Origin of the sequence: Salinimonas iocasae, from assembly GCF_006228385.1 — a bacterium.
In the GTDB taxonomy this organism is placed as follows: domain Bacteria; phylum Pseudomonadota; class Gammaproteobacteria; order Enterobacterales; family Alteromonadaceae; genus Alteromonas; species Alteromonas iocasae.
In genome coordinates this window covers 1,518,888-1,540,343 of sequence record NZ_CP039852.1, presented here as the reverse complement: position 1 = coordinate 1,540,343, position 21,456 = coordinate 1,518,888, and the positions used below count along the sequence as shown (strand labels likewise).

The window sequence follows — 21,456 nt, the reverse complement described above, 5'->3', positions numbered from 1 at the left end:
ACGCATACTGTGCAGAATAAAGAAACTTTAGGCGAGCTGATTATAAAAGTTACCGACAGCAGTTTGCTGTCCGGCTTTGTCGGTATTATCTCGTGACAAAACGCTATCAGACGTGAGAAGCAGTTTTCCGGCTTGCAGAGATAGAATCAATATAGTTTCTTAGCGCGTTACAGGCTTTGTCCCGGGGAATAAAATGCGCCAGCGCCAGTAACTTATTGTCCCTGGGCCACACCGCCGAATTGAGCGTCTCAATATCTTCTTCAGAAAGCTTTTCGTTATTAAGCTTAAGTGCAATCGCTTTTTTATTAGGCTTGATAACCGTAGGTTCAATGTCACTGACCAGGGTTGGGCTGATGCAGAAAAATTCCCGCTTATAGGGGTCCCTGACAATTAGAAGCTGTTCATCTTTTGCAAGAATAGCCGGCCACCCTTCCGATATTCTGCTTTGCGCAAACATTGCCACAGTAAACGCCGTAAGCGTTCCCAGTGTAATTAGCGTAAAAGAGGTGCTCAGTTTTGGTGCAAAAATAACCAGTAAACTAACGATAACAACAAAGGCAATCCATGCAAAGAAAACCCGGCGCATCGCTTTAGGGCTGATACCCGAGAAGATACGGGCTTGTCTGATATCATTTTTAGTTAACGTGACGAGAGTCACTTCAGGTGATGAGGCCAATACTACAATTCCTTTTTGCGAATATGACTAACATATATACGCCATGCGCGGTATCTACAACTAACCATTAGTCGCATTTTATTCGCCTGCGGGTCAGTAATGGATATCTTATTGTTATTTGGCTACTTATACCAGCACTGCATGTCAGAAGATCAGGCCTGGTTAATTTGTGTAGCCAGAGAGTGACAACCATGCAACCCGTCACTCTGAGACAAGCTGACTATACCACAGTGGTTGTAATTAGTTAGGACACCCTCATTCATATCAGACAATCGCATTACAGAGGTAATTATGACCACATTATCCATAGACATCGTTTCAGATATCGCCTGTCCCTGGTGCGCCATCGGGTTTGGTAGATTGCAAAAAGCACTCGAAGCATCGCCGGATATACAAGCCGAAATCAGCTGGCGTGCATTTGAGTTAAATCCTGATCCTGATGCGGTCAGCGAGCCTATCGGCCCGGCGCTGGCAAAAAAGTACAATATGAACGAGCAGCAGGTTGATGAGACCCAACAGCAAATGAAAGATGCTGCAACATCGCTGGGAATCAATTTCGATAAGATGGAGAGCCGCTACACATGTAACACGTTCGATGCTCACAGATTATTAAAATGGTCGGCTCAGTTTGACAAGCAGACGCCCCTTAAACTTGCTCTGTTCGACGCTTACTTCGGCCACGCTCAATCTGTAGATCAGCAGGAAGTACTTTTGAATTGTGTCGATTCGGCTGGTCTTGACCGGGATCAGGCGATGGCCGTGCTCAAATCTGATGATTACGCCAAGGCTGTGCGCGATGAGGAAAAACTCTGGCAACAAGCCGGTATTACATCTGTACCTGCGTTTGTTATTAACCAGAAATATCTTATAAGTGGTGCACAGGAAGCGGATGCACTCGAAAAAGCACTTTCTGACATTGCGATAAAAGAAAGTGTGTGACATCAACGCACTGGTCTGAGTCTGTTGATACCGCGTAAGAGCCAAACGTTCAGCAACGCCTGAAAGGCACAGGAGTTATACATGACAACCTATACCGCTATACACCTGAAAAACCGTCCTGATGACGGCAAAATAGGCGAACATCTTTTTGAGGTAAAGGAGAAAACGGTTCCTGAACCTGAAAATAATCAGGTATTAGTCAGGCAGACCTACATGTCGCTAGACCCTGCCATGCTTGGCTGGATGACCGCGGATGAGGAAAGTTATATTGCACCTGTCGAGCTGGGAGAGGTAATGCGCTCAAGCGGAGTTGGCACGATAGTAAGCTCACGCCACCCTGATTACAGTGAGGGTGATAAAGTAATGGGCATGATGGGATGGCAGGAGTATGTCATCAGCGATGGTAAGGGTCTCAATAAGCTTCAGGAAGGAGTTGATGAGGAAACCGCGCTATGTGTGTTCGGCTTACCCGGTCTGACCGCCACGCAGGGCTTATTGAATATCGGCCAGCCTCAAGAAGGTGAGACCTTAATTGTAACCGGTGCGGCGGGCTCTGTGGGCTCCATCGTCGGTCAAATGGCCAAAGCAGATGGCTTACGGGTCATTGGCGTAGTAGGCAGTGATGAAAAAGCTGACTGGATCACAAATGAACTTGGGTTTGATGGCGCCATTAATTACAAAACGGATGATTTACAGGCAAAACTTGAAGCGTTAGCGCCTGACAGAATCGACGTGTTTTTTGAAAATACCGGCGGCCCTATTCAGTCGCATATAGTCAATTATATGAATGCTCACGCGCGCGTGGTGGTCTGCGGTATGATCTCAGACTACCAGGCCGAAACGCCTGCTCCGGGCCCCAACTGGTTACCACTGATTAAGAAGCGTATCCGGATCCAGGGGTTTGCAATGCCGGACCATCTGGATAATAGTGCGCAGCTTATTGCCCAGTTAACCCCGTACGTGCAACAGGGCAAAATCAAATACCGTTCTCACATAATCGAAGGTTTAACCAGTGCGATGGAAGGTTTGAACCTGCTGTTTGAAGGTAAAAATAAAGGCAAACTGATGGTTAAACTTTAACATTCAGTGCCCCTGTGTGCAGGCAAAGTGGTGATGTGGTATGTGCCCTTTGTCTGCACTTTCACTTTGTACAACGCCTGGTCAGCATGATGAATCAGCGATGTAAGGTCTTCACCCACACAATTTTCGCTTAATGCGACGCCCACCGAACAGGTCATAATTTTATGTGACGCATCGGGAGCGTGGGTCATTGCGTGATATTGCCACTGCGCCTCAAACTCCTCACATTTTTGTTTAATATCTGACTCACTCATACCACTTAACGCGACCATAAATTCTTCGCCCCCATAGCGGCTAATAACATCCGATTGCCGTCTGAATACCTGTTGCAAAATGTCAGCCTGCAAACAGATAGCCTGGTCACCTTTTTGATGACCGAAATGGTCATTAAATTTCTTAAAATCATCTAAATCAAGTAGCAATACGGAGAATGAAAGCTGCTGCCTTGCTGACAGAGCGAGTAATGCTTCACTAGACTGCATGAGTGCCCGACGGTTATTCAGATTAGTTAACGGATCCAGCGTACTTAATTTTTTGAGCTCGTTATTAATGCTTCGCATTCTCTGCAAAGATCTGTCAATTCGGTAGCGGGCATACACGCAGATAAACAGGCCGCCAGCAACAAAGGCTGCCGATATAGGCCCGCGCTCCTGGTAAATAGCGTTTGCATACAGCAAATACAAAAAGCCACTGAGAATCAATACACAGCAGAAAAAGGTATATTTGTAAGGGATACGTAAAGCAAATACACAGAAAAAGGCATACAGAATTGTACCCTCATAGGGAAACGCAAATTGAAAGTATGTCCAGCAGCGGTGAATCAACGCAAAGTTGGTAAAACAGAGCCATAACAAAAGTACTGAGAACAAAAATTTCAGATAGGGCTCAAACTGCTTTTGAAAAACACCGACGACTACGAGGGCCACCACTGGCATTTGATAAAGCAATCGGTTTTCAAGGTAAATTCCGTAAAGCGATGGCGGCAACAGTGACATGTCCGCCAGCATGAAAATACCAATAATAACTGGCCCCAGAATGACTGCCCTGCGTAGTCTTTTTTGATCAATTTCTGGGGAGTGCGTCATAACATGCTGTACCACCAATAGCCGACCCTATTCTAAAAGCGTAGTCGTTGTGGCTATTTTTGGTACTTTTAAGCTGGCACTATTAACGCGCCGGTTTTGTTTGCTTTAGCTTACAGGGCATATCGCACACTGAGCGTGACGCCCTCTGAACCAGGATTCTGTTCTCCTAACCCACCGTTTGAAATATGGCCGATTTCTACTTCTGTGGCCCATCGTTCTGTTAATTGATATTGCGCGCTAATCGCTGAATAAAACTCTACATTGTCGCCCAGTGCTTCCGGTGAATCCACCAGTCCGGCATGAAACGCCAGCGCGGCTGTAAATGCGCCCTGCTGATAAAATGTTTTGTGAACGCCTGCAGCAAAGTAATGTTGGCCTTCATCGGCCCATATCACCAACACGCTCGGCTGGATGTCATAAACTGATGATACCGGCGGCATTATATAGGCGCCGTGAAGCGCATTTCTGTCGGCATCATCCATGACATTCCAGATAGCGCCGCCGAATTTTACTTCCCCCCAGTGGCGAGTTTCGGCGGCCTGCGCATCACCTGTCAGACAAAGAAAAATGAAAAAAGAGAAACAAGAAAAAGCACGCATGATAAAACTCCTGATAAATGAAGCGCCTTTATACGGCACCACATTTAAAAAGGAATGTGATTTTTTCTTATAAGTTTTTCAAATTATTTATAAAACTCAGGTAGTTACCATTTGGTGACTACCTGAGTTTTATGCGGCAATATTAATTACTCACTAATTCAGGAAAATTGTTGCTCCAGAAGAATTCTGAGCATTCTGCGCAGTGGCTCAGCAGCACCCCATAACAACTGATCACCCACAGTGAACGCAGAGAGATATTGCTCTCCCATATTCAGCTTACGCAGACGTCCCACAGGGATTGATAACGTACCGGTAACGTTAGCCGGTGTCAGATATTGCATAGAGGCTTCCTTGGTATCAGGTACCACGGTCACCCAATCGTTATGCTCAGAAATTATCTTTTCAATATCTTTAAGTGGCAGGTCTTTCTTCAGTTTTATTGTCAGTGCCTGACTATGCGAACGCATCGCCCCTACTCTTACACATATTCCGTCAATCGGGACAGGATGAGCCTGTCTGCCTAATATCTTATTTGCCTCGGACTGCGCCTTATACTCCTCGCGACTCTGGCCACTTTCAAGCTGAGCATCTATATAAGGAATCAGGCTTCCTGCCAGCGGTACACCAAACGATTGCTTTGGATAGTCGTCGCTGTTTATAAAAGACGTCACATCGCGATCGATATCTAAAATGGCAGAAGAAGGGTCGGCAAGTTTATCCTTAACATGCTCATGAACGGCGCCCATTTGAGTTAAAAGTTCACGCATGTGCTGTGCACCAGAGCCCGATGCCGCCTGATAGGTCATAGGAGACACCCACTCTATCAGGTCGTTTTCAAACAGCCCCCCCATAGCTAACAACATGAGTGAAACCGTGCAGTTTCCACCGACAAATGTTTTGAGCCCCTTCGACAGGCCACGCTCTATTTCGCTTTTATTTACCGGATCCAGCACTATCACTGCGCTCTCATCCATCCGCAGCGCTGAAGCAGCATCTATCCAATACCCTTGCCAGCCAGTATCGCGTAATGCATCGTAAACAGATTTGGTATAATCCCCTCCCTGACAGGTGATTATAATATCCTGCGCGGCAAGCGCTTCAATATCATGAGCATCCTTAAGCGATGACGAAGCATAATCCGCAAATTTCGGGCCTTCCTCTCCCGCCTGAGAGGTGGAGAAAAAAGTAGGCTCAATTTGCTTAAAATCATTTTCCTGCGCCATTCTTTCCATTAACACAGAACCTACCATACCGCGCCAACCGACCAGCCCTACTTTCGCCTTGCCCATAATACTTTTCCCCCTTTTTTTCTATTCACATCATTAGCTTTCCACCTGAGTCTATTAATAAAAAAAACCGAGTGCTACGCTATTGTTTATTCAAATTTGCTATGGACTATATCAATCTGTCTCCAGCAAGACCCGATGATGCTACAGAACAAAACTAATCGTTTCCGTGGCTTTGCGCGTTTCAACGACCAGTTACACATTAATTATAAAAAAGCCATATTGTCAGGAGTAAACGTTTGAAGGACTATATTCTCGCTATTGATCAGGGAACCACAAGTTCACGGGCGCTTGTCTTTGCTCCGGATGGGCATGTCAAAGCAATGGCCCAACAGGAATTTGCGCAGTCGTATCCGCAGGATGGTTGGGTGGAACATGATCCCGAGCAGCTTTGGCAGAGCGTTGTAGATACCATGCGGGACGCAGTCGATGAAGCCAATATTAGCGTTGAGGATATTGCCACTATTGGCATCACGAATCAGCGTGAAACCACAATAGTATGGGACAAGCAAACCGGCGAGCCCGTCTACCCTGCCATTGTCTGGCAGGATCGTCGGACCGCCGCATACTGTCAGGCTCATCATGATGATCGTGCGCTGACTAATTACATTACGCAAACCACCGGACTGTTGCTCGACCCTTATTTTTCCGCCACCAAAATCGCGTGGATCCTGGATAATGTTGAAAACGCACGTACACGCGCGGACAATGGTGAGCTGCTGTTTGGCACTGTTGATACGTATCTTATCTGGCGTTTAACCGGCGGTAAATCTCATGTTACTGATGCCACCAATGCGTCTCGCACCATGCTGTTTGATATTAATAACCAGCAATGGGATAAACGTTTGTTAGAGACATTCGACATTCCCGCCTCGATGCTCCCTACCGTGCAGGATTGTGCTTCTGAGTTTGGTAAAACTGAATCGTCGTTATTGGGCAAAGCTGTGCCTATTCAGGGCGTGGCAGGTGATCAGCAGGCAGCGCTGATTGGCCAGGCCTGTTTTGAAAAAGGTATGGCGAAAAGCACCTACGGAACTGGCTGCTTTATGATTTTGAACACCGGTGATGAGCCGATGATATCGACTAACCGGTTATTAACAACAGTGGGATACCGACTAAATGGCAAGGTGACCTATGCGCTGGAAGGCAGCATTTTTATGGCCGGTGCCACCGTGCAGTGGTTAAGAGACGGACTGAAACTAATCACCGACGCGGCTGAATCTGAAAAACTGGCGGAGAAAGCACGTAAAGACAACGGCGTTTTTCTGGTGCCCGCATTTACCGGGCTGGGTGCGCCCTATTGGGACCCGGATGCCCGTGGCGCTATTTTGGGGCTAACCCGGGATACGGGTATCAGTGAAATCGTCGCTGCCGGATTACAGTCGGTTTGCTTTCAGACTAAAGATTTACAAAAGGCAATGGAAAATGACGGTGCCCGCCCTGTTGCCCTGAGAGTTGATGGCGGTATGGCCGAAAATGATTGGGTGATGGCATTTTTAGCAGACATTCTGGGCGCGGAAGTACAGCGCCCGGAAATTACCGAAACTACGGCTGTGGGCGCTGCCTTCCTGGCGGGTTTGCAGTCAGGAATTTATAAAAGCCTGCACACGCTATCAGAGTGCTGGCGATGCGAACATGTTTTCGAGCCCAGACTGTCAAAGTCGGAACGCGACAGCGCCTATAAACGCTGGCAAGACGCCGTAGCCAGGATCCGCTGTAACTAAACGGGTTTTGTTAGAGCTCGTGTCTTTCAGTCCACTCGCGTATTGGCTCCAGTACTTCCAGTGCAGTATAGCCGAACTCTGTAAGTTCATAGGACACTGCGATGGGCCGTTCTGCCAGCACGGTACGTTTAACAATATTAGTCTGTTCAAGTTCCTTTAAGCGCTGGTCTATCATCTTACGACTGGCGCCACTTAATTGCCGACACAGCTCATTAAACCGTACCGGACCATCCTTTAAATGATAAATGACTGAACTTGTCCATTTTCCGCCAATCAGCCGCATTCCACGTTCTACCGGGCATGGCTGATAAATATCATTCAATGCTGACTTACGTCCGCGCTTATCGGGGTTGGCTTCGCTTTTCACGCACTTCTCCAGCAGCAATGACAAAATAGGCTGACCCTTAAGTCTTCCTAATTAAAATACTAGCCTCTTTTGGTGAGCTTAAAAATCCAACTTTCGTCGATACTTTAACTCTGCAGACCAGTTCAGAGCTTTGGTGGATTAATAGACAAAAAGCAGTGGAACGAGAGGGGAAGTGGCAAAAAAATACCGGGGCATGCCCCGGTATTTTAAATACTGCTTAATAATCAGAAGCTGGCGTTGTATTGCACACTCAGGATGTGAGCATTGGCAGACTGACGACCAGTGATTGTTGAGGTGATTCCCAGTGCCTGTAAACGATCATTTGTTTTGTTTACATTCGCTTCGCGACCATTGAGGTACGCATAGCCGAAATCAATTGTACTGGTATCGTTAAATGCATAGCTGGCACCGGCTGTTATCCAGTGACGGTCGGTATCAGGGATGCTAAGAGACCGGTTCTTAGTGGTTACTGCGCCGTCATCGTAGGCATAACCGGCACGCAGCGTCCATACATCATCAAGTTTGTACGTCACACCCAAAGCACCGCGCCATGTATCGTCGAAGTTTTCTTCTTTCAGCAACAGGTCGCTGCCGTTTTCAAGATTCGCTTCAAGCTTTTCGAATGTACTCCAGTCAGTGAATACAAAGCTGGCCTGCACAGACCACTGGTTGGTAATTTCCTGATTTACTGCAACCTCTGTAATGGCTGCAAGGTTCAGGTCAAGTTGACCGCCCAGATTCAGTTCAGGGCGCAAATCAGAACTTACTTCACCGTCAAGTTCAAGTTCAGTCTCTGCACGATATGACACGCCGATATCAGTAGTCTGCGTGGGTTGCCAGAAAAGTCCAACGTTCCAGCCGAAGCCCCAGTCGTCGCCTTCCAGACCTACGATGGTTGCGTTGCCTGGTACCGCGCCACCACTGATAGCTTCAATCGCTTTAGGTGTGGCAGTTGAAATTTCAGCTTCAGCATAGGTAGTGCTGATGCCCAGACCCAGGCTCAGCTGGTCTGATACTTTATAGGCAAGGGTCGGGTTAAGCGTTACCGATTTAACTTCTGCATCGTTTGCAAAGTGCAGCGCATTGTAATCGTCGCTGTAATCAGTACGCAGACCATAGGTAGTGAACGCACCAATACCAAAAGACAGCTTATCGGTGATAGGTCTGATGTAATAAGCGGCAGGAACAATCGCGGTATCCGCAATATTTTGCTCACTTGCGCTCATCGGCGGTAAATCAACAACTGCGCCATCCGGTGTGGCAACCTGCGTATTAAGCTCACCAGAGATATCGACGTTCGGATCGATATAGCTAACTACAGCACTAAACTGCTGTGTTTCAAACTGTGTGATCGCAGCCGCGTTAGTCGTCAGAATAGTCGCGTTTTCAGGTGTGGCCGCCTGACCTGCGAATGCGCGTCCCAAACCGTTTGCACTGTGCTCATTAACCTGAAAACCGGCCGCCAGCGCTGAAGAAGAAAAGCAGGAAACTGCCATACCAACACAAAGAAAAAGTTTAGAGTGTTTATGCATGTAAATCTCTTTTTATTTCACAATAAATGATAGGCATACGACGTTTTATACCTCAGCAAACGTCGCAAATAACTGATATGAGCCGAAGCTTACGGACAACTGATACGTGCTGCAATATCCTTTGGTCGCAATTGACGGTTATTTGAACGAACAATTTAATAAATTTTTATTTAAGGGCAGTTAACATACACTTCAGCAACATTTTTAACATTTTAGTAGCATTTTCGCGTAACTTGCGACTTTTACTTATCATCATTTGTTTATTTGCAGGCACCAGCGAAAGGCGCTGCGAGGTTTTAATATGCTATCGAATATAAGTGGATGGTGTGAGCGCAATCGGTTTGTGTAACTCAGGCGTCGCAAAGCGTGAGCTCAAGCGGGATGTTGAAGCAGGGGCAGCCGCGTTGTAAAGGCAGCCGCCCTTTTTAATTTTAAAGTTTTTATACGTTTAGTACTCCACCCGATATCGGGCTGCCAGTTCACTGGTCCCGATCCCGCTTTGTCGCATTACTTTAATCTGCGTCGGAATACGTTCTTTCATCGCTTCAATATGACTGATTACGCCTATCATTTTGCCTGAAGCATTCAGGTTATCCAGCGCATCTAACGCGATATCCAGCGTTTGCGCGTCCAGTGTGCCAAACCCCTCGTCGAGAAACAGGGAGTCGATACTGGTTTTATGACTGACAAGATCGGATAGCGCCAGAGCAAGGCTTAAACTAACCAGAAAGCTTTCGCCACCGGAAAGTGTTCTGGTATCACGCTGTTCATCACCCTGCCAGGTATCCAGCACCGACAGGCCTAATCCCTCGCCTGTTGACCGTGATAACTGATAGCGGCCATGAAGCCTGCTAAGCTGTTGGTTGGCAAGATAAACCAGATTGTCCAGTGTCAGTCCCTGCGCAAACTTTCTGAATTTATCGCCACTGGCAGAGCCTATCAGCCCGTGCAAATAACTCAGGTCATCATAATAATATTGTTGCGCGGCAATTTTGTGCAACAACGTATGTTGTTTTTCACGCTTTACCTCGTCGCTGGATAATGCATGGGATACCTGACCCTTTTGCTCCGACAGCTCATCTCTGATCACCTTGTGTCTGGCTATGTAGTCTTCTACCTGGGCCTTGTCAGATTGCAACCACTCGCTGGCATGGTCATGCTCGTTAATCTGGGACAAGTTTTGCGTTGCCGTCTCCAATACGGTTTTGGCGCGACTAAGTCTTTCATCCTGCTGTGATTTCATTTGCGCCAGCCGCTGCTGGGTTTCCTGCTCTAGTAACGCATTTAAAAACTGCGTCTCATCATCAAACGGGCTGGCTTTGAGGCCCTCTTGCCATGAATGGCTAGCCTGCTGTTCAGATTGTTCAAGTTGCTGAGCGCGGGATGACAATAGCGAAACGGTAGTTGTGAGCTCTGTCACGTGATTATCTGCTTGCTGCCACTGTGTTAGGGCGTGCTGGCGGGCGTCTTCAGCGTGCTGACGTTGCTGTGACCAGTATTCGCGCTGCTCTTTAACAAGCTTATTGCCAAATAATTCATGGCGTCTGGTTATGGCAGCAACACGGCTACTTTCCAATTCGGCTATCTGACCTTCTAAGGTTTCACATTGCCCTGACATTTCTTCAACGCGCTCCTGTACTGAGCGAAGCTCGCTGTTAGCAGCGGTCAGGTCCGCAGAAAGCCGGGACACTTTCTCGCTCGTCGTTTCAAATGTCTGCAACCTCTCAGCCTGCTTACTCAGCCATGCACTGATATCGTCAGTTTCGAGCTCATACCCTGCATTACTAATGTTTTGCATGAGACTGGCTTCATTGTCGCTTAGCTGTTCCTGCAATTGCGCTATAGTCTCTGTTAATTGCTTATGTTGATGACTGACATTATTAGCAGCATGTTCATTACGGCTTCGTTGATCTTCAGCCTGCTGCCACCGGTCTCTGGCAGACTCAGCCGCAGTGGCTGCTTCGCTCACGGCTTTTTCCAGCTTTTCACGCTGCGCTAACAACGCATTGCAGTGCTCGATATCAATTTTTAGCTGCTGTTCGAGAGGCTTAAGATCATTACTGTCATCTGATGACGACGTTACCTGCAACGCCTGTAAAGCCAGCTTCTGACGCTCACTGTAGCTTTCTATTTGCGAAGTCAGGTGGCTTTGCTGCTGTTGATACTGCTTCACATTGTGCTCAAGAGAATCAAGTTGCTGGCGCACTTGCCGCCCCTCATCCTCAGTCGCTTTTAAGGCCTTCCGTGCTTCTTCGCGGCGATCGGTTGTCTGAGAAACATCCAGAGACGGCACGCTGTCATGTTCAACCGAACCACACAACGGACAGGGCTCATTGTGTTGCAATTTTTGCCGGAATTCCGCCAGAATTTCCTCCTGAGACAACAACTGATTTAAATCATCAAGCTGCTGCCTTAATTGGCGATACTGTTCACTTAATGTTTCTCTTTGCTGTGTCAGGGTGGCTCGTTCAGACTCAGCGTCTTTCAGCGCACTATCCTGCGCTTGTCGCTGTGCATTCAACACGTTGACTTGCCCCTGTGCATGCTGTGCTTCATGCAGGTGTGGCCAGCGATTGTTAAGACTTACCAGTCTATGGCGCAATTCAGCTTGCGTACCGTGTTCGGCTTCATGGACAGCAAGATTTTTACTGGCAGCTTCGCTGTGCCTGAGCGCCTGCTGCCGGTCATCGTCGAGCATACGGACCTGGTGTACGGAACGACTAAGTTCAGTCTGAGCCGCATCTACACTTTGTTGCGTGCTTTTCTGGCGTTCCTGTAATTGCGCAATGTCCCGACCAGCACTTTCAAGCTGCTGTACCTGAAGCTGCCAAGCTGAAAGTGATTTTGATAAATGGCCGAGTTGTGCATTTTTTTCCAGAAATTCGCGACCCGCAGCATGTTGCTCTGTCAGCGCCGCCACGCTTTTTTCCAGCGTCACTATCTTGTCTCGATTTGCATCTCGCCTGGTGCTCAACTGCGTCTGCGATTCACGTTTTTCTTCAATCTGCTGCGCAAGCGATGATACCTTTTCGTCAAGCGGGATAATGTGGTCGGTAATGAGTTGCTCTTCGTCTGCGATACGCTTCAGTACATCCGATAAGCTATGTTGGCTCGCCTCAGACGCCTTGGCTTTGTGGTTACGATCAGCCATAGCCTGGTCAAGCGCCTGTTCACGCTGTGCTAATTCCGCGGCATTGGAAGCCTGTTCGGATTTTGCCTGCTTGTGCTGTTGCCAGCGCACTCTTAGCTTTTCAGCAGGTTCACTGCGTGCCAGTTGTTCGCGCTCAGCGTGATGCCGGACTATCTCCTGCTGTGCATCGTCTACATCCTGCTGCGCTCGCTGGCATTGCGCTGTCGCATTTTCCCGATTCTGCCACCACTGTAAGTGCTGCGATTTCTTCTCCAGCGTTTCTGTTAATTGTGCCAGTTGTGCCGCTATGCCTGTATGTTGCTTTGTTAAAGCTGCTTTTTCTTCGTCTGTCAGCAGCTCAACACCTTCAGCGTGAGCTTTTAACGCTCTTAATTCGTTTTTTGCCTCACTATGTTGTTCATGCACGGCACGGGAAATCTGACCGTAAATTTCCGTTCCGGTCAACTCTTCAAGCAGTTCCGCCCGCTCAGCTTCTGAGGCATTTAAAAAAGCTGCGAAGTCACCCTGAGAAAGCATCATTGATTTTGTAAAACGCCCGAAATTCAGGCCGGTCAACGCCTCCACTTCCTCAACTTTCTGGCGCACCTGAGATGCCAACAGCTTGCCGGTTTGCACCTCTGCCAGCTCTACATCTGCCTGCTGAAGATTGCCATCCGGCTTATTACGGGCTCGCCGCATACTCCAGAATGCCCGGTACGCGATGCCTTTTACCTCAAACTCAACTTCCGCCAGACACTCTGCACAGCCACGCGTCATGATTTCATTAGACGAGACGGAGATGGCCCCCAGACGCGGTGTCTGGTGGTAAAGCGCCAGACAAATCGCATCTAGCAGTGTTGTTTTGCCTGCACCCGTAGGCCCGGTAATAGCAAACAGCCCGTTCTGCGTAAAATCAGCATCGGTAAAGTCAATTTTCCACTCACCTTTTAATGAGTTCAGATTTTTAAGTCGCAGCGACAGTATCTTCATTGTGCACTGTCCTCGCTTCTCAGTTCCTGATAAATCGCATTAAACTGTTGTGAGATGCGCGTTTTCCGCGACTGAGCCGCTTCGTCTTCCTCAAAGTTTTCCAGTGCCAGACGTCGCTCAAACACCTGCGCAGGCGTCAGCTCGCTCAAGGTTTCCTTTTGCTCAGGCACGCCATTGTGCGCCGTGTTTTGCCGGGCACGACGAAGTTGCAGCACTTCCGCATTTAAAGGTTCTGTTATAGCAGCAATACGCTGCTGAAGATCGCTCAGATACCCCTGCGACTGCACTTCAAGACTCAGCCATACTGTCTGCTCGCTATTTTCATAGACCGACAACTGCTGCTCCAGTGACTTAAGCGTACCGCTGTGACTGGCCATTGCCTGAAAAACCGGCACCTCGACCGGGTTTACCTGTACTGTGTGCTTATCACCGCTAAAGTCGACAATGTTCACGTGCTTGGCATGTTTCAGCTCATCAAAGCTCAGGGGGATGGGCGACCCGCTGTAGCGAATATGATCAGATTTAGCCACCGTCTGAGGCCGGTGAATGTGACCAAGCGCAATATAATCAGCCGGCGGAAAGCCGTCTGCCGCGAACCCTTCAAGTGTTCCGATGTAGATATCCCTGACACTGTCAGACTGACTGACGCCCAGTGCTGTTAAATGGCCGGTGGCGATGATGGGGACTGACTTACCAACCGCTTCGCGCTGTGTCAGCGCTGCCTCATATACGGCCTTATAATGCTCAGTGATTGCTTCGCCAAGAGCCCGACGTTTATCCATGCCAGAGTCACCGGCCTGACTGAGAAGGACATCTCTGGGGCGAATAAAGGGAATGGCACAAAGAATGGCACCAACCTCTTTATCTTTGCTGTAAAGACTTATTACCTGTTCTTCGGTAGGAATCCCCGTACTGGCAATTACGTGCGTATTCAGGCAAGACAGCAACTGGCGCGATTCATTAAGCACCGATACTGAATCATGGTTACCCCCCAGCACCACCAGCTGACAACGCTGCTTCTGCAGATCTACCACGAACTGGTTGTAAAGTTGCCGGGCATAGCTTGGCGGCGTGCCGGTATCGAAGATGTCCCCCGCCACAATAATGGCATCAACACACTCTTTTTCGCTTAATGCTAATAACCACTTTAAAAACGCGTCGTGTTCAGACTTTCGGGTTTTAGTGAAAAAGGTCTGCCCCAGATGCCAGTCAGACGTATGCAAAATTCTCAAACAACCACTCCTTGAATCTGGCCGACAGGGCGCACCTTGCAGATCAGCAAATACAAATCAGGAAATGATTTTACCGTAAAACGAAAGGCTTGCGTACCGGCTGGGCAGGCTCACTTTATGTGGTTTTCATCTGGTACGTCTAAGACCAGGGTCGCATTGTTGCCCCCTTCCCAGGCTTCTAGACTGACCGGCGCATTAATAACAAGAGGTCGATATGTCCGACAAACGCGCTACAACATACACTGATTTAAGCCGGCCCCGCGCTGAGTTTGCTTCCCGCGCAGATTACCTGGAGCATGAATTACAGGTAATGTCTCCCAAACGCTGGCGTCCTAACCTGCCTGGCCGCGACTACCGTTTCGAATGGGAAGACCTGGTGCCCGGCATGGCAGCTACCATTGGCAAAATTGTGATGGTCGCCGCTATTGTGGGAGCCTTTGCAGCACCACTGGGACTTAGTTCAGAGTTTGTTATCGAGAATGTTCGCTTTGAGTTGATTATCGCGGCCGTGCTGTTCGTGATTCTCATATCCGGCTTTTTAAACCCATCTGCTAATCTGGCAGGTACACATGGCCCTCTTATACCACTGGTGCCACTTATTGTTGCATCAGGCGGTCACCCGATGGCACTGGGGCTATTGGTTGGACTCTTTGGATTTCTGCTGGGAGTAACCAAAGGCGGTAGCTTACTGGCCCGGCTGACCAGCAATGGGGTCTGCGGCGGGCTATTGCTTTATCTCGGTTTTATCGGAATCTCAGGACAGGTTGAGAAGCTCTTCACCTGGGCGCAGGGCTTTGATAAAGGCTACATGGCATTCGTGGTGCTTATTGCTACTGTAGTTATGTATGCCTGGCTGGAACATATTCAAAAGCGCTGGCTAGCAATTCCGCTTGGCGCTGGCGTGGCCGCCGTTATCGCGCTGGCGATGGGTGCCCCTTTTGAGTTTTCCACACAGCCGGGGGTGCCTAATATGAATCCGGCTTACTGGTGGGGAGAATCTACCGGCTGGCAGTTGGGCTGGCCCGACTGGTCGCACTTTGTCGCTGTACTGCCTTTCGCCGTTTTAGCCGTGGCAATGTGGTCACCTGACTTCCTGGGCCATCAGGTATTTCAGAAAATCAGTTATCCGCAAAAAACCGAACGCGTACAAATGAATATAGACGATACCATGATGGCAGCCTCGACACGTCAGGCTGTAGGTAGCCTGCTGGGCGGTGGTAATATCTCGTCATCATGGGGCACATACATCATCCCTGCATCTATCGCCAGACGTCCTATCCCTGCTGGCGCCGTGGTTACCGGCATCCTGTGCATTGTTGCTGCTATTTGGGGCTATCCGATGGATCTTGCAGTCTGGCCGCCGGTGCTCAGTGTTGCGCTGATTGTAGGCGTATTTCTGCCCCTGATGGAAGCGGGCATGCAGATGACACGGGAAGGTAAAACCACACAGTCTGCTGCACTTGTTGTTATCTCTTCTGTGATAGTCAATCCGGTATTTGGCTGGTCATTTGCCATGCTGCTGGATAACGCCGGTCTGGTGGGTTGTAAGGATCGCGCTCACGAGCTGGGCAAAGGTGGCCGATGGATTATTCCGGGCATCGCATTCATCGTTTTATGCGCGGTAATGGCTGTCATCGGTATGTTTCCCGGTGTACCGGCATTGCTGCCAGCGTTCCGATAAACGCTTACTGCCTGTGCCGATTCACCGCACAGGCAGTTCCATACTACTTTTTTACTGTCTGAATACCTTACATTAGGACAGTATCTTAATTGAACAATAACCCGCCCGGCCGCATCACTACATTAAATATTTGTAATGGCCTGTTTCATGCTATTACCGATTGCAGGTTGTTTTGCGCACAAAGAAGTACCTTTCATACAAATAATGGACAACGCTATGAATTTATTTAATAAAAAAGTTGTAGGTGCCGCGTTAGCACTTTTACTTTCAGGTACAGCTCAGGCGGATATCGTGTGGAGTGGCACCGGTAATTTTGGTACCGCCATGCCTAACGGAGACATTGGCGCCTCACCGGAAGGCGGGGAGTTTGGTTATGTTTCTACTAATCTGGGCGTTGAGCAGACTGGATTGGACCTGGGTGAAGAAACAGACGGCTCTACTATAATCTCTTCGGCCTTTACTGTTGAAGCGGGTGACGAGCTAAGCTTTTTCTTTAATTACATTACTTCTGATGGTGCCGGATTTGCTGACTATGCGTGGGCACAATTGATGGATGATACGGGAGAATTAGTCGCGACCTTATTCACTGCGCGCTCTACTCCTGATGGCAATACTGTTCCCGGCTTTGACATGCCAGATCCGACGGCGACTCTCATCCCATCAGAGGTGACCACTATTGACGGGGCCACCAGCTTTTCTGAGCTGGGAGAAGACAGTGGCACCTGTTACGACACAGGGTGCGGTAACACAGGATGGATTGAATCGCTATTCACTATCGATGAGGCAGGTAGTTACATGCTTTCTCTTGGCGTAACAAACTGGAGTGATAGTCTATATGATTCAGCGCTGTTGTTCGATAACATCGAGATAAACAACGAGGATATCACCCCTCCCCCTCCTTCAGCGTCTGTACCGGCACCTGCCTCTTTACTTTTAGTCGGCGGGGTATTGTTTGGTCTTACTGCAAGACGCCGGAAAAGATAATCTATCTAATTTAAACAGGGTTGGAGGCTGCGGCCCTGTTTAGTTAACACTTCACAAACCGTCATAGACAAGTAATGTCTGCTTTTCTAAAGTAATCACGGTGTCATGCTGAAAAGAATATTTGCGGGCATACCAGCTAAAACCAGCATGCCCGGGTTGATACTATTTTTGGTCCCTACGCAGGGACTTAACAAGCGCAAAACAAGCAAGAACTAATACCAGGGACATCACCGCCCCCATTGATATAGACGCGTTTTGTATTGCGCTGAGTCCGCCTACCAGCAATAAGGTTGCCGCGACAGCGCCTTCAGATACCGCCCAAAATACGCGTTGTGGCTTTGCCGGATTGGGATGACCACCAGAGGTTACCATGTCATCCACGAAAGACCCGGAATCAGAAGAGGTAATAAAGAACACCATTATTGCCAGCGTTGCCCAGACCAAAGTTATACTTGCTAACGGCAGATCCTGAAGTAAAGCATGCAATGAAAACCCAACATTTTCATCGACAACCTGTGCTATCTCAGAACCATTCATTTGCGCATGAAGGGCTGTTCCACCAAATGTTGCAAACCAGAAAAAGGTAAAGAGACTTGGCAACAAAAGCACATAAAATACAAATTCACCGATTGTCCGGCCTTTAGATATTCGGGCAATAAAGATACCTACAAACGGCGACCAGGAGATCCACCATCCCCAATAATAATAAGTCCATGTAGCCTGCCAGTCGCTCTCTTCCTCAAATGAGTCAAACAAACTCATTTGAGGAAGAAACTGAAAATACTCTACTATACTGGTGGACATTAGCTCGAGAATGAACCACGTAGGCCCCATCACGAATACGAATAGCAATAAGACAACTGTCATAATAAGGTTGAACTGACTTAGGCGTCTTATGCCTTGCTTTAGCCCTACTACAACTGAGACTGTGGCTATCGCAGTGATGATACCTATCAGGCTAATTTGGGTGATTTTGTCAGTAGGAATATCTGAAAAGCTGCTTACCCCGGAATTCACCTGCATAGCGCCTAATCCCAGCGATGTAGAAACCCCCAGAAGCGTACCTACCACGCATAAAATATCGACTGCATGGCCCACCGGCCCTTCCATTACCTTACGGCCAAAAATTGGATAGAGTATAGCCCGTGGAGCAAGCGGCAATTTGTGGCGAAAGTGAAAGTAAGCCAGTGAGACGCCCAGAATAATGTAAATCGCCCAGGGGTGAAGTCCCCAGTGGAAAAAGCTATAGCGCATTGCTTCCCCCACGGCTGCTTGAGACTCTGCTTGAGCAAAAGGTGGATCAGTAAAATGAGAGATAGGTTCAGCCACACCCCAGAAAACAATACCCACTCCCATGCCGGCACTAAACAGCATACATAACCAGGATAAAGTAGAATAATCAGGCTTCGAGTCAGGAGGTCCGAGTTTTACTTTTCTGAAGGGCCCTAAGCCCAGCCACAAAGTGAAAAGTAAAAAACCTGAGGTTATCACCATGTAATACCCTCCCAGGTTCGTACTCACCCATTTTTGCGCTGCTTCAAAAACGCTCGCTGAAGTATCGGTAAAAAAACCACCGAAGATGCAAAACAGAATAACGACAAATGCAGAGCCAAAAAACACCGCTGGCTCCATCCGTGAAGTTATCTTACTCCAAAAATTACTTAGCGCTTCCTCCATCAGTTTCCCTATTTTTATTCTTGTGAGGTAAAACATCCTTGTACACAAAAACACAAAAATCTGATTGATTTGATTCTTTAATATTTTAAATTTTAGCTATATTGATTGTGCTAATTCTCATTGCAGACGCTCTACAACGCTGATGAACAATAGCCAGGAGACATGTTGAAATGTAAAAAATATATAACTGACTGATTTGGAGTTATGAAGAAATAATTGCGAAGTGAGCGAGTGTTTTGAGGTTCAAGTTTTTCATATCTTGTACAAAAAAATTAAAAATAGAATCAGAATATTTGAACAGAACCTGGATTTTTATACGTTCAATCGAAAGATAAATCTAGCGAGTATTCTGATATTTAAAATTGGGGCATCGCTGAAAGCGAGGAAGAGATTGGTCGGTGTGAGAGGATTTGAACCTCCGACCCCTGACACCCCATGACAGTGCGCTACCAGGCTGCGCTACACACCGACCGAAAGAGCGGACAAGTGTACTTAAATTTTCTTCGAATGCAATTGCCTGATAGCGTTTTTTAGCGGAAATTACACTAAACGCTGTTTATTTGCGCGTTTTAGGCAGAGTTATCGCTGCCCGGCTCTTCATCAGAGTCAATTCTGCTGGCATCCGCGCCGGCCTGCCCTTTGTACTTGGCATCATGGCGCGCGTTGTAGGGCTTCTCTGCCGGCTGAGATAATACTTCAAAACTCAGCGCCCCAATTTTCATCATTGGCCGCAGTGCCAAAGGCAGTTTTCCACTGTTGAAAAACTCAAGAACAATGTTGCCAGACCAGCCCGGGTCAATGCGATGCGCAGTAACATGCACCATTAAGCCTAATCGGGCTAACGAAGAGCGCCCGTCCAGCCAGCCGACAATATTATCCGGCAAAGTGACAGACTCATGAGTGACGGCCAAAGCCAGCTCTCCGGGGTGAAGAAAAAAGGCTTTTCCATCGGCCAGTTCAATCTCATCACTCATTACGGAGTTAAGCGCTTCCTGTACCTGTGCTTTCGGCCCGCTCAAATCGATGTACGGCGCCTGATGATCCTCAAATACCCTGAACTTATTCCCTAAGCGAATATCAACCGTTACACCACTGATTTTGTCGTAATCCGGTGTCGGCGTAATAGTGATTTTTCCATCCTGCAGATATTGATAAATATCCCGATCGCACAATCTCATAGCGTACTCTCTGCGCCCTACATTGGCCCGCTATTATGCGGGTAGTGATGGTGTCTCACAAGCGCCGTAACAGCCAGTTTCACAAAAATTGAGTTTTTCTATCAACCAGGTTTAAACGAGATAGGGTCGCCTTTAATATGCGAATCATCCTGAGCGGGGGGTACCGTTAGCGCCAGACTCATAGAAGCTGCGCGAGCAATCTCCCGATATGTGACGGCCAGTTCACTGTCGGGTTGGGTGACCACAAGCGGTGTGCCTGCATCAGCATGCTCACGAATTTGCGTATTCAGGGGTAGCGCCCCTAACAAAGGCAGTCCGTATTTATCCGCCAGCGATTCTGCACCAAATTCCGAAAAAATTGGGTCTTTGTGACCGCATTTTACGCACTGGTAGAAACTCATGTTTTCCACCAGCCCGAGTACGGGCACATTGACTTTATTAAACATCGCTATACCTTTTTGCGCATCGGCCAGCGCCAGATCCTGCGGTGTGGTAACAATAATCGATGCGGTTACCGGTATTTGCTGCGCCATTGTCAGCTGTATGTCTCCGGTCCCCGGTGGCAAGTCTATAATCAGATAATCAAGCATCGGCCACAGTGTCTCATCCAGAATCTGCTTCAGCGCCCGGCTGGCCATGGGCCCTCGCCAGACCGCCGCATCCTCTGCCGGTACAAGATAACCAATTGAGTTAGCTACCAGTCCCCAGGCTTCAGGTGGCTCCATGTGCTTATTATCTGCACTACGCGGGCTGGCATCTTCATTACCTAACATAATGGGAATTGACGGCCCGTATATATCTGCATCAAGAATCCCTACGCGCGCGCCTTCCTGTTGTAGCGCATAGGCCAGATTCACTGCCGTGGTAGATTTACCTACCCCGCCTTTGCCGGAGGCAATAGCAATAACATTTTTGATATTCTTCACCGGGGGCTGTTTGGTTTGTCCGGTATGGATCTGGCCAGTCACAGTAATCTCATCAACAGAGAGCGAGCTCTGCGCTAACTGCTGCAAAAGGTACGCGTTAATCTGCTCATGTTGTGTTTTACATGCAAATGGTAAAACGATGGATACCGATGCGCCATCCACCGACACCCAACTTGCGACATCTTCCTTTTCCAGAGAAAAATAATCTGCCAGCACCCTGGATATAAAATCCTGAACCGGGTGAGTTTTGCGCCTGAAAAACATGAAGTACCTCTAAAGTAGACTGAACAGCAATTACGTAATGCAAAAACAACGATTTTCAGCTAGTATTTGCAGCCATTTTGAGTAACGGTTAACAACAGTAAAAGTC

Annotated in this window: 16 protein-coding genes and 1 tRNA gene; 5 read left to right on the top strand and 12 right to left on the bottom strand. The window is 48.1% G+C overall.

The features are described from left to right. Positions 1–106: 106 nt before the first annotated feature. Positions 107–676: a hypothetical protein gene (locus tag FBQ74_RS06720; RefSeq protein ID WP_139755943.1), complete on the bottom strand. Its 570-nt coding sequence runs from the start codon at positions 674–676 to the stop codon at positions 107–109. Positions 677–967: 291 nt separating this feature from the next. Between FBQ74_RS06720 and FBQ74_RS06715 the strand changes: the two genes are divergently transcribed. Together FBQ74_RS06715 and FBQ74_RS06710 are read left to right on the top strand one after the other, a co-directional pair. Further along, positions 968–1,615 carry a DsbA family oxidoreductase gene (locus tag FBQ74_RS06715; RefSeq protein ID WP_139755942.1) on the top strand — a complete coding sequence of 216 codons (648 nt, stop codon included), beginning with the start codon at positions 968–970 and terminating at the stop codon, positions 1,613–1,615. Positions 1,616–1,696: 81 nt separating this feature from the next. Further along, positions 1,697–2,695 (top strand): NADP-dependent oxidoreductase, encoded by a 999-nt coding sequence (locus FBQ74_RS06710; RefSeq protein ID WP_139755941.1) that lies wholly within the window; start codon positions 1,697–1,699, stop codon positions 2,693–2,695. On the opposite strand, the gene FBQ74_RS06705 is transcribed toward FBQ74_RS06710, so the two are convergent. From FBQ74_RS06705 to asd, 3 genes are all read right to left on the bottom strand, one after another. Next, a complete protein-coding gene (locus FBQ74_RS06705; protein ID WP_139755940.1) occupies positions 2,692–3,780 on the bottom strand; it encodes a GGDEF domain-containing protein in 1,089 nt (362 codons plus the stop codon). The two genes, FBQ74_RS06710 and FBQ74_RS06705, sit on opposite strands and share 4 nt — an antisense overlap. Before the next feature lie 110 nt (positions 3,781–3,890). Next, the gene (locus FBQ74_RS06700; protein WP_139755939.1) at positions 3,891–4,379 is read right to left on the bottom strand and encodes an acyloxyacyl hydrolase; all 489 of its coding nucleotides are present in this window, start codon (positions 4,377–4,379) and stop codon (positions 3,891–3,893) included. Positions 4,380–4,537: 158 nt separating this feature from the next. Beyond that, positions 4,538–5,668 carry an aspartate-semialdehyde dehydrogenase gene (asd, locus tag FBQ74_RS06695; protein WP_139755938.1) on the bottom strand — a complete coding sequence of 377 codons (1,131 nt, stop codon included), beginning with the start codon at positions 5,666–5,668 and terminating at the stop codon, positions 4,538–4,540. A 236-nt stretch (positions 5,669–5,904) separates the two neighbouring features. Between asd and glpK the strand changes: the two genes are divergently transcribed. Continuing rightward, complete coding sequence (glpK, locus tag FBQ74_RS06690; RefSeq protein ID WP_139755937.1) at positions 5,905–7,389, top strand: glycerol kinase GlpK; 1,485 nt, start codon at positions 5,905–5,907, stop codon at positions 7,387–7,389. Between the two features lie 10 nt (positions 7,390–7,399). Here the strand turns inward: glpK and FBQ74_RS06685 are convergent, their stop codons facing one another. The 4 genes from FBQ74_RS06685 to sbcD form a co-directional block, all read right to left on the bottom strand. Next, on the bottom strand, positions 7,400–7,756 hold the full coding sequence (locus FBQ74_RS06685) for a winged helix-turn-helix transcriptional regulator (RefSeq protein ID WP_139755936.1): 357 nt from the start codon (positions 7,754–7,756) through the stop codon (positions 7,400–7,402). Between the two features lie 224 nt (positions 7,757–7,980). Further along, positions 7,981–9,288 (bottom strand): OmpP1/FadL family transporter, encoded by a 1,308-nt coding sequence (locus FBQ74_RS06680; protein ID WP_139755935.1) that lies wholly within the window; start codon positions 9,286–9,288, stop codon positions 7,981–7,983. Positions 9,289–9,736: 448 nt separating this feature from the next. After that, a complete protein-coding gene (locus tag FBQ74_RS06675) occupies positions 9,737–13,408 on the bottom strand; it encodes an AAA family ATPase (RefSeq protein ID WP_139755934.1) in 3,672 nt (1,223 codons plus the stop codon). Continuing rightward, on the bottom strand, positions 13,405–14,640 hold the full coding sequence (sbcD, locus tag FBQ74_RS06670; protein WP_139755933.1) for an exonuclease subunit SbcD: 1,236 nt from the start codon (positions 14,638–14,640) through the stop codon (positions 13,405–13,407). Before sbcD ends, FBQ74_RS06675 begins: the two co-directional genes overlap by 4 nt. 214 nt (positions 14,641–14,854) lie before the next feature. Here sbcD and FBQ74_RS06665 point away from each other — a divergent pair, with 214 nt between their 5' ends. Beyond that, entirely contained in the window at positions 14,855–16,321 is a 1,467-nt protein-coding gene (locus FBQ74_RS06665) for a DUF3360 family protein (protein WP_139755932.1), read from the top strand. 216 nt (positions 16,322–16,537) lie between these two features. Beyond that, positions 16,538–17,305: an NF038132 family protein gene (locus FBQ74_RS06660; RefSeq protein WP_139755931.1), complete on the top strand. Its 768-nt coding sequence runs from the start codon at positions 16,538–16,540 to the stop codon at positions 17,303–17,305. Positions 17,306–17,467: 162 nt separating this feature from the next. Here the strand turns inward: FBQ74_RS06660 and FBQ74_RS06655 are convergent, their stop codons facing one another. The 4 genes from FBQ74_RS06655 to apbC form a co-directional block, all read right to left on the bottom strand. Beyond that, positions 17,468–18,925, bottom strand: a complete 1,458-nt coding sequence (locus FBQ74_RS06655; protein WP_232371984.1) for a BCCT family transporter — start codon at positions 18,923–18,925, stop codon at positions 17,468–17,470. A gap of 449 nt (positions 18,926–19,374) precedes the next feature. Further along, a tRNA-Pro gene (locus tag FBQ74_RS06650) sits at positions 19,375–19,451 on the bottom strand. A 100-nt stretch (positions 19,452–19,551) separates the two neighbouring features. Continuing rightward, positions 19,552–20,160 (bottom strand): dCTP deaminase, encoded by a 609-nt coding sequence (gene dcd / locus FBQ74_RS06645; protein ID WP_139755929.1) that lies wholly within the window; start codon positions 20,158–20,160, stop codon positions 19,552–19,554. A gap of 101 nt (positions 20,161–20,261) precedes the next feature. Next, positions 20,262–21,350, bottom strand: a complete 1,089-nt coding sequence (gene apbC, locus FBQ74_RS06640; protein ID WP_139755928.1) for an iron-sulfur cluster carrier protein ApbC — start codon at positions 21,348–21,350, stop codon at positions 20,262–20,264. Between the last annotated feature and the right edge of the window lie 106 nt (positions 21,351–21,456).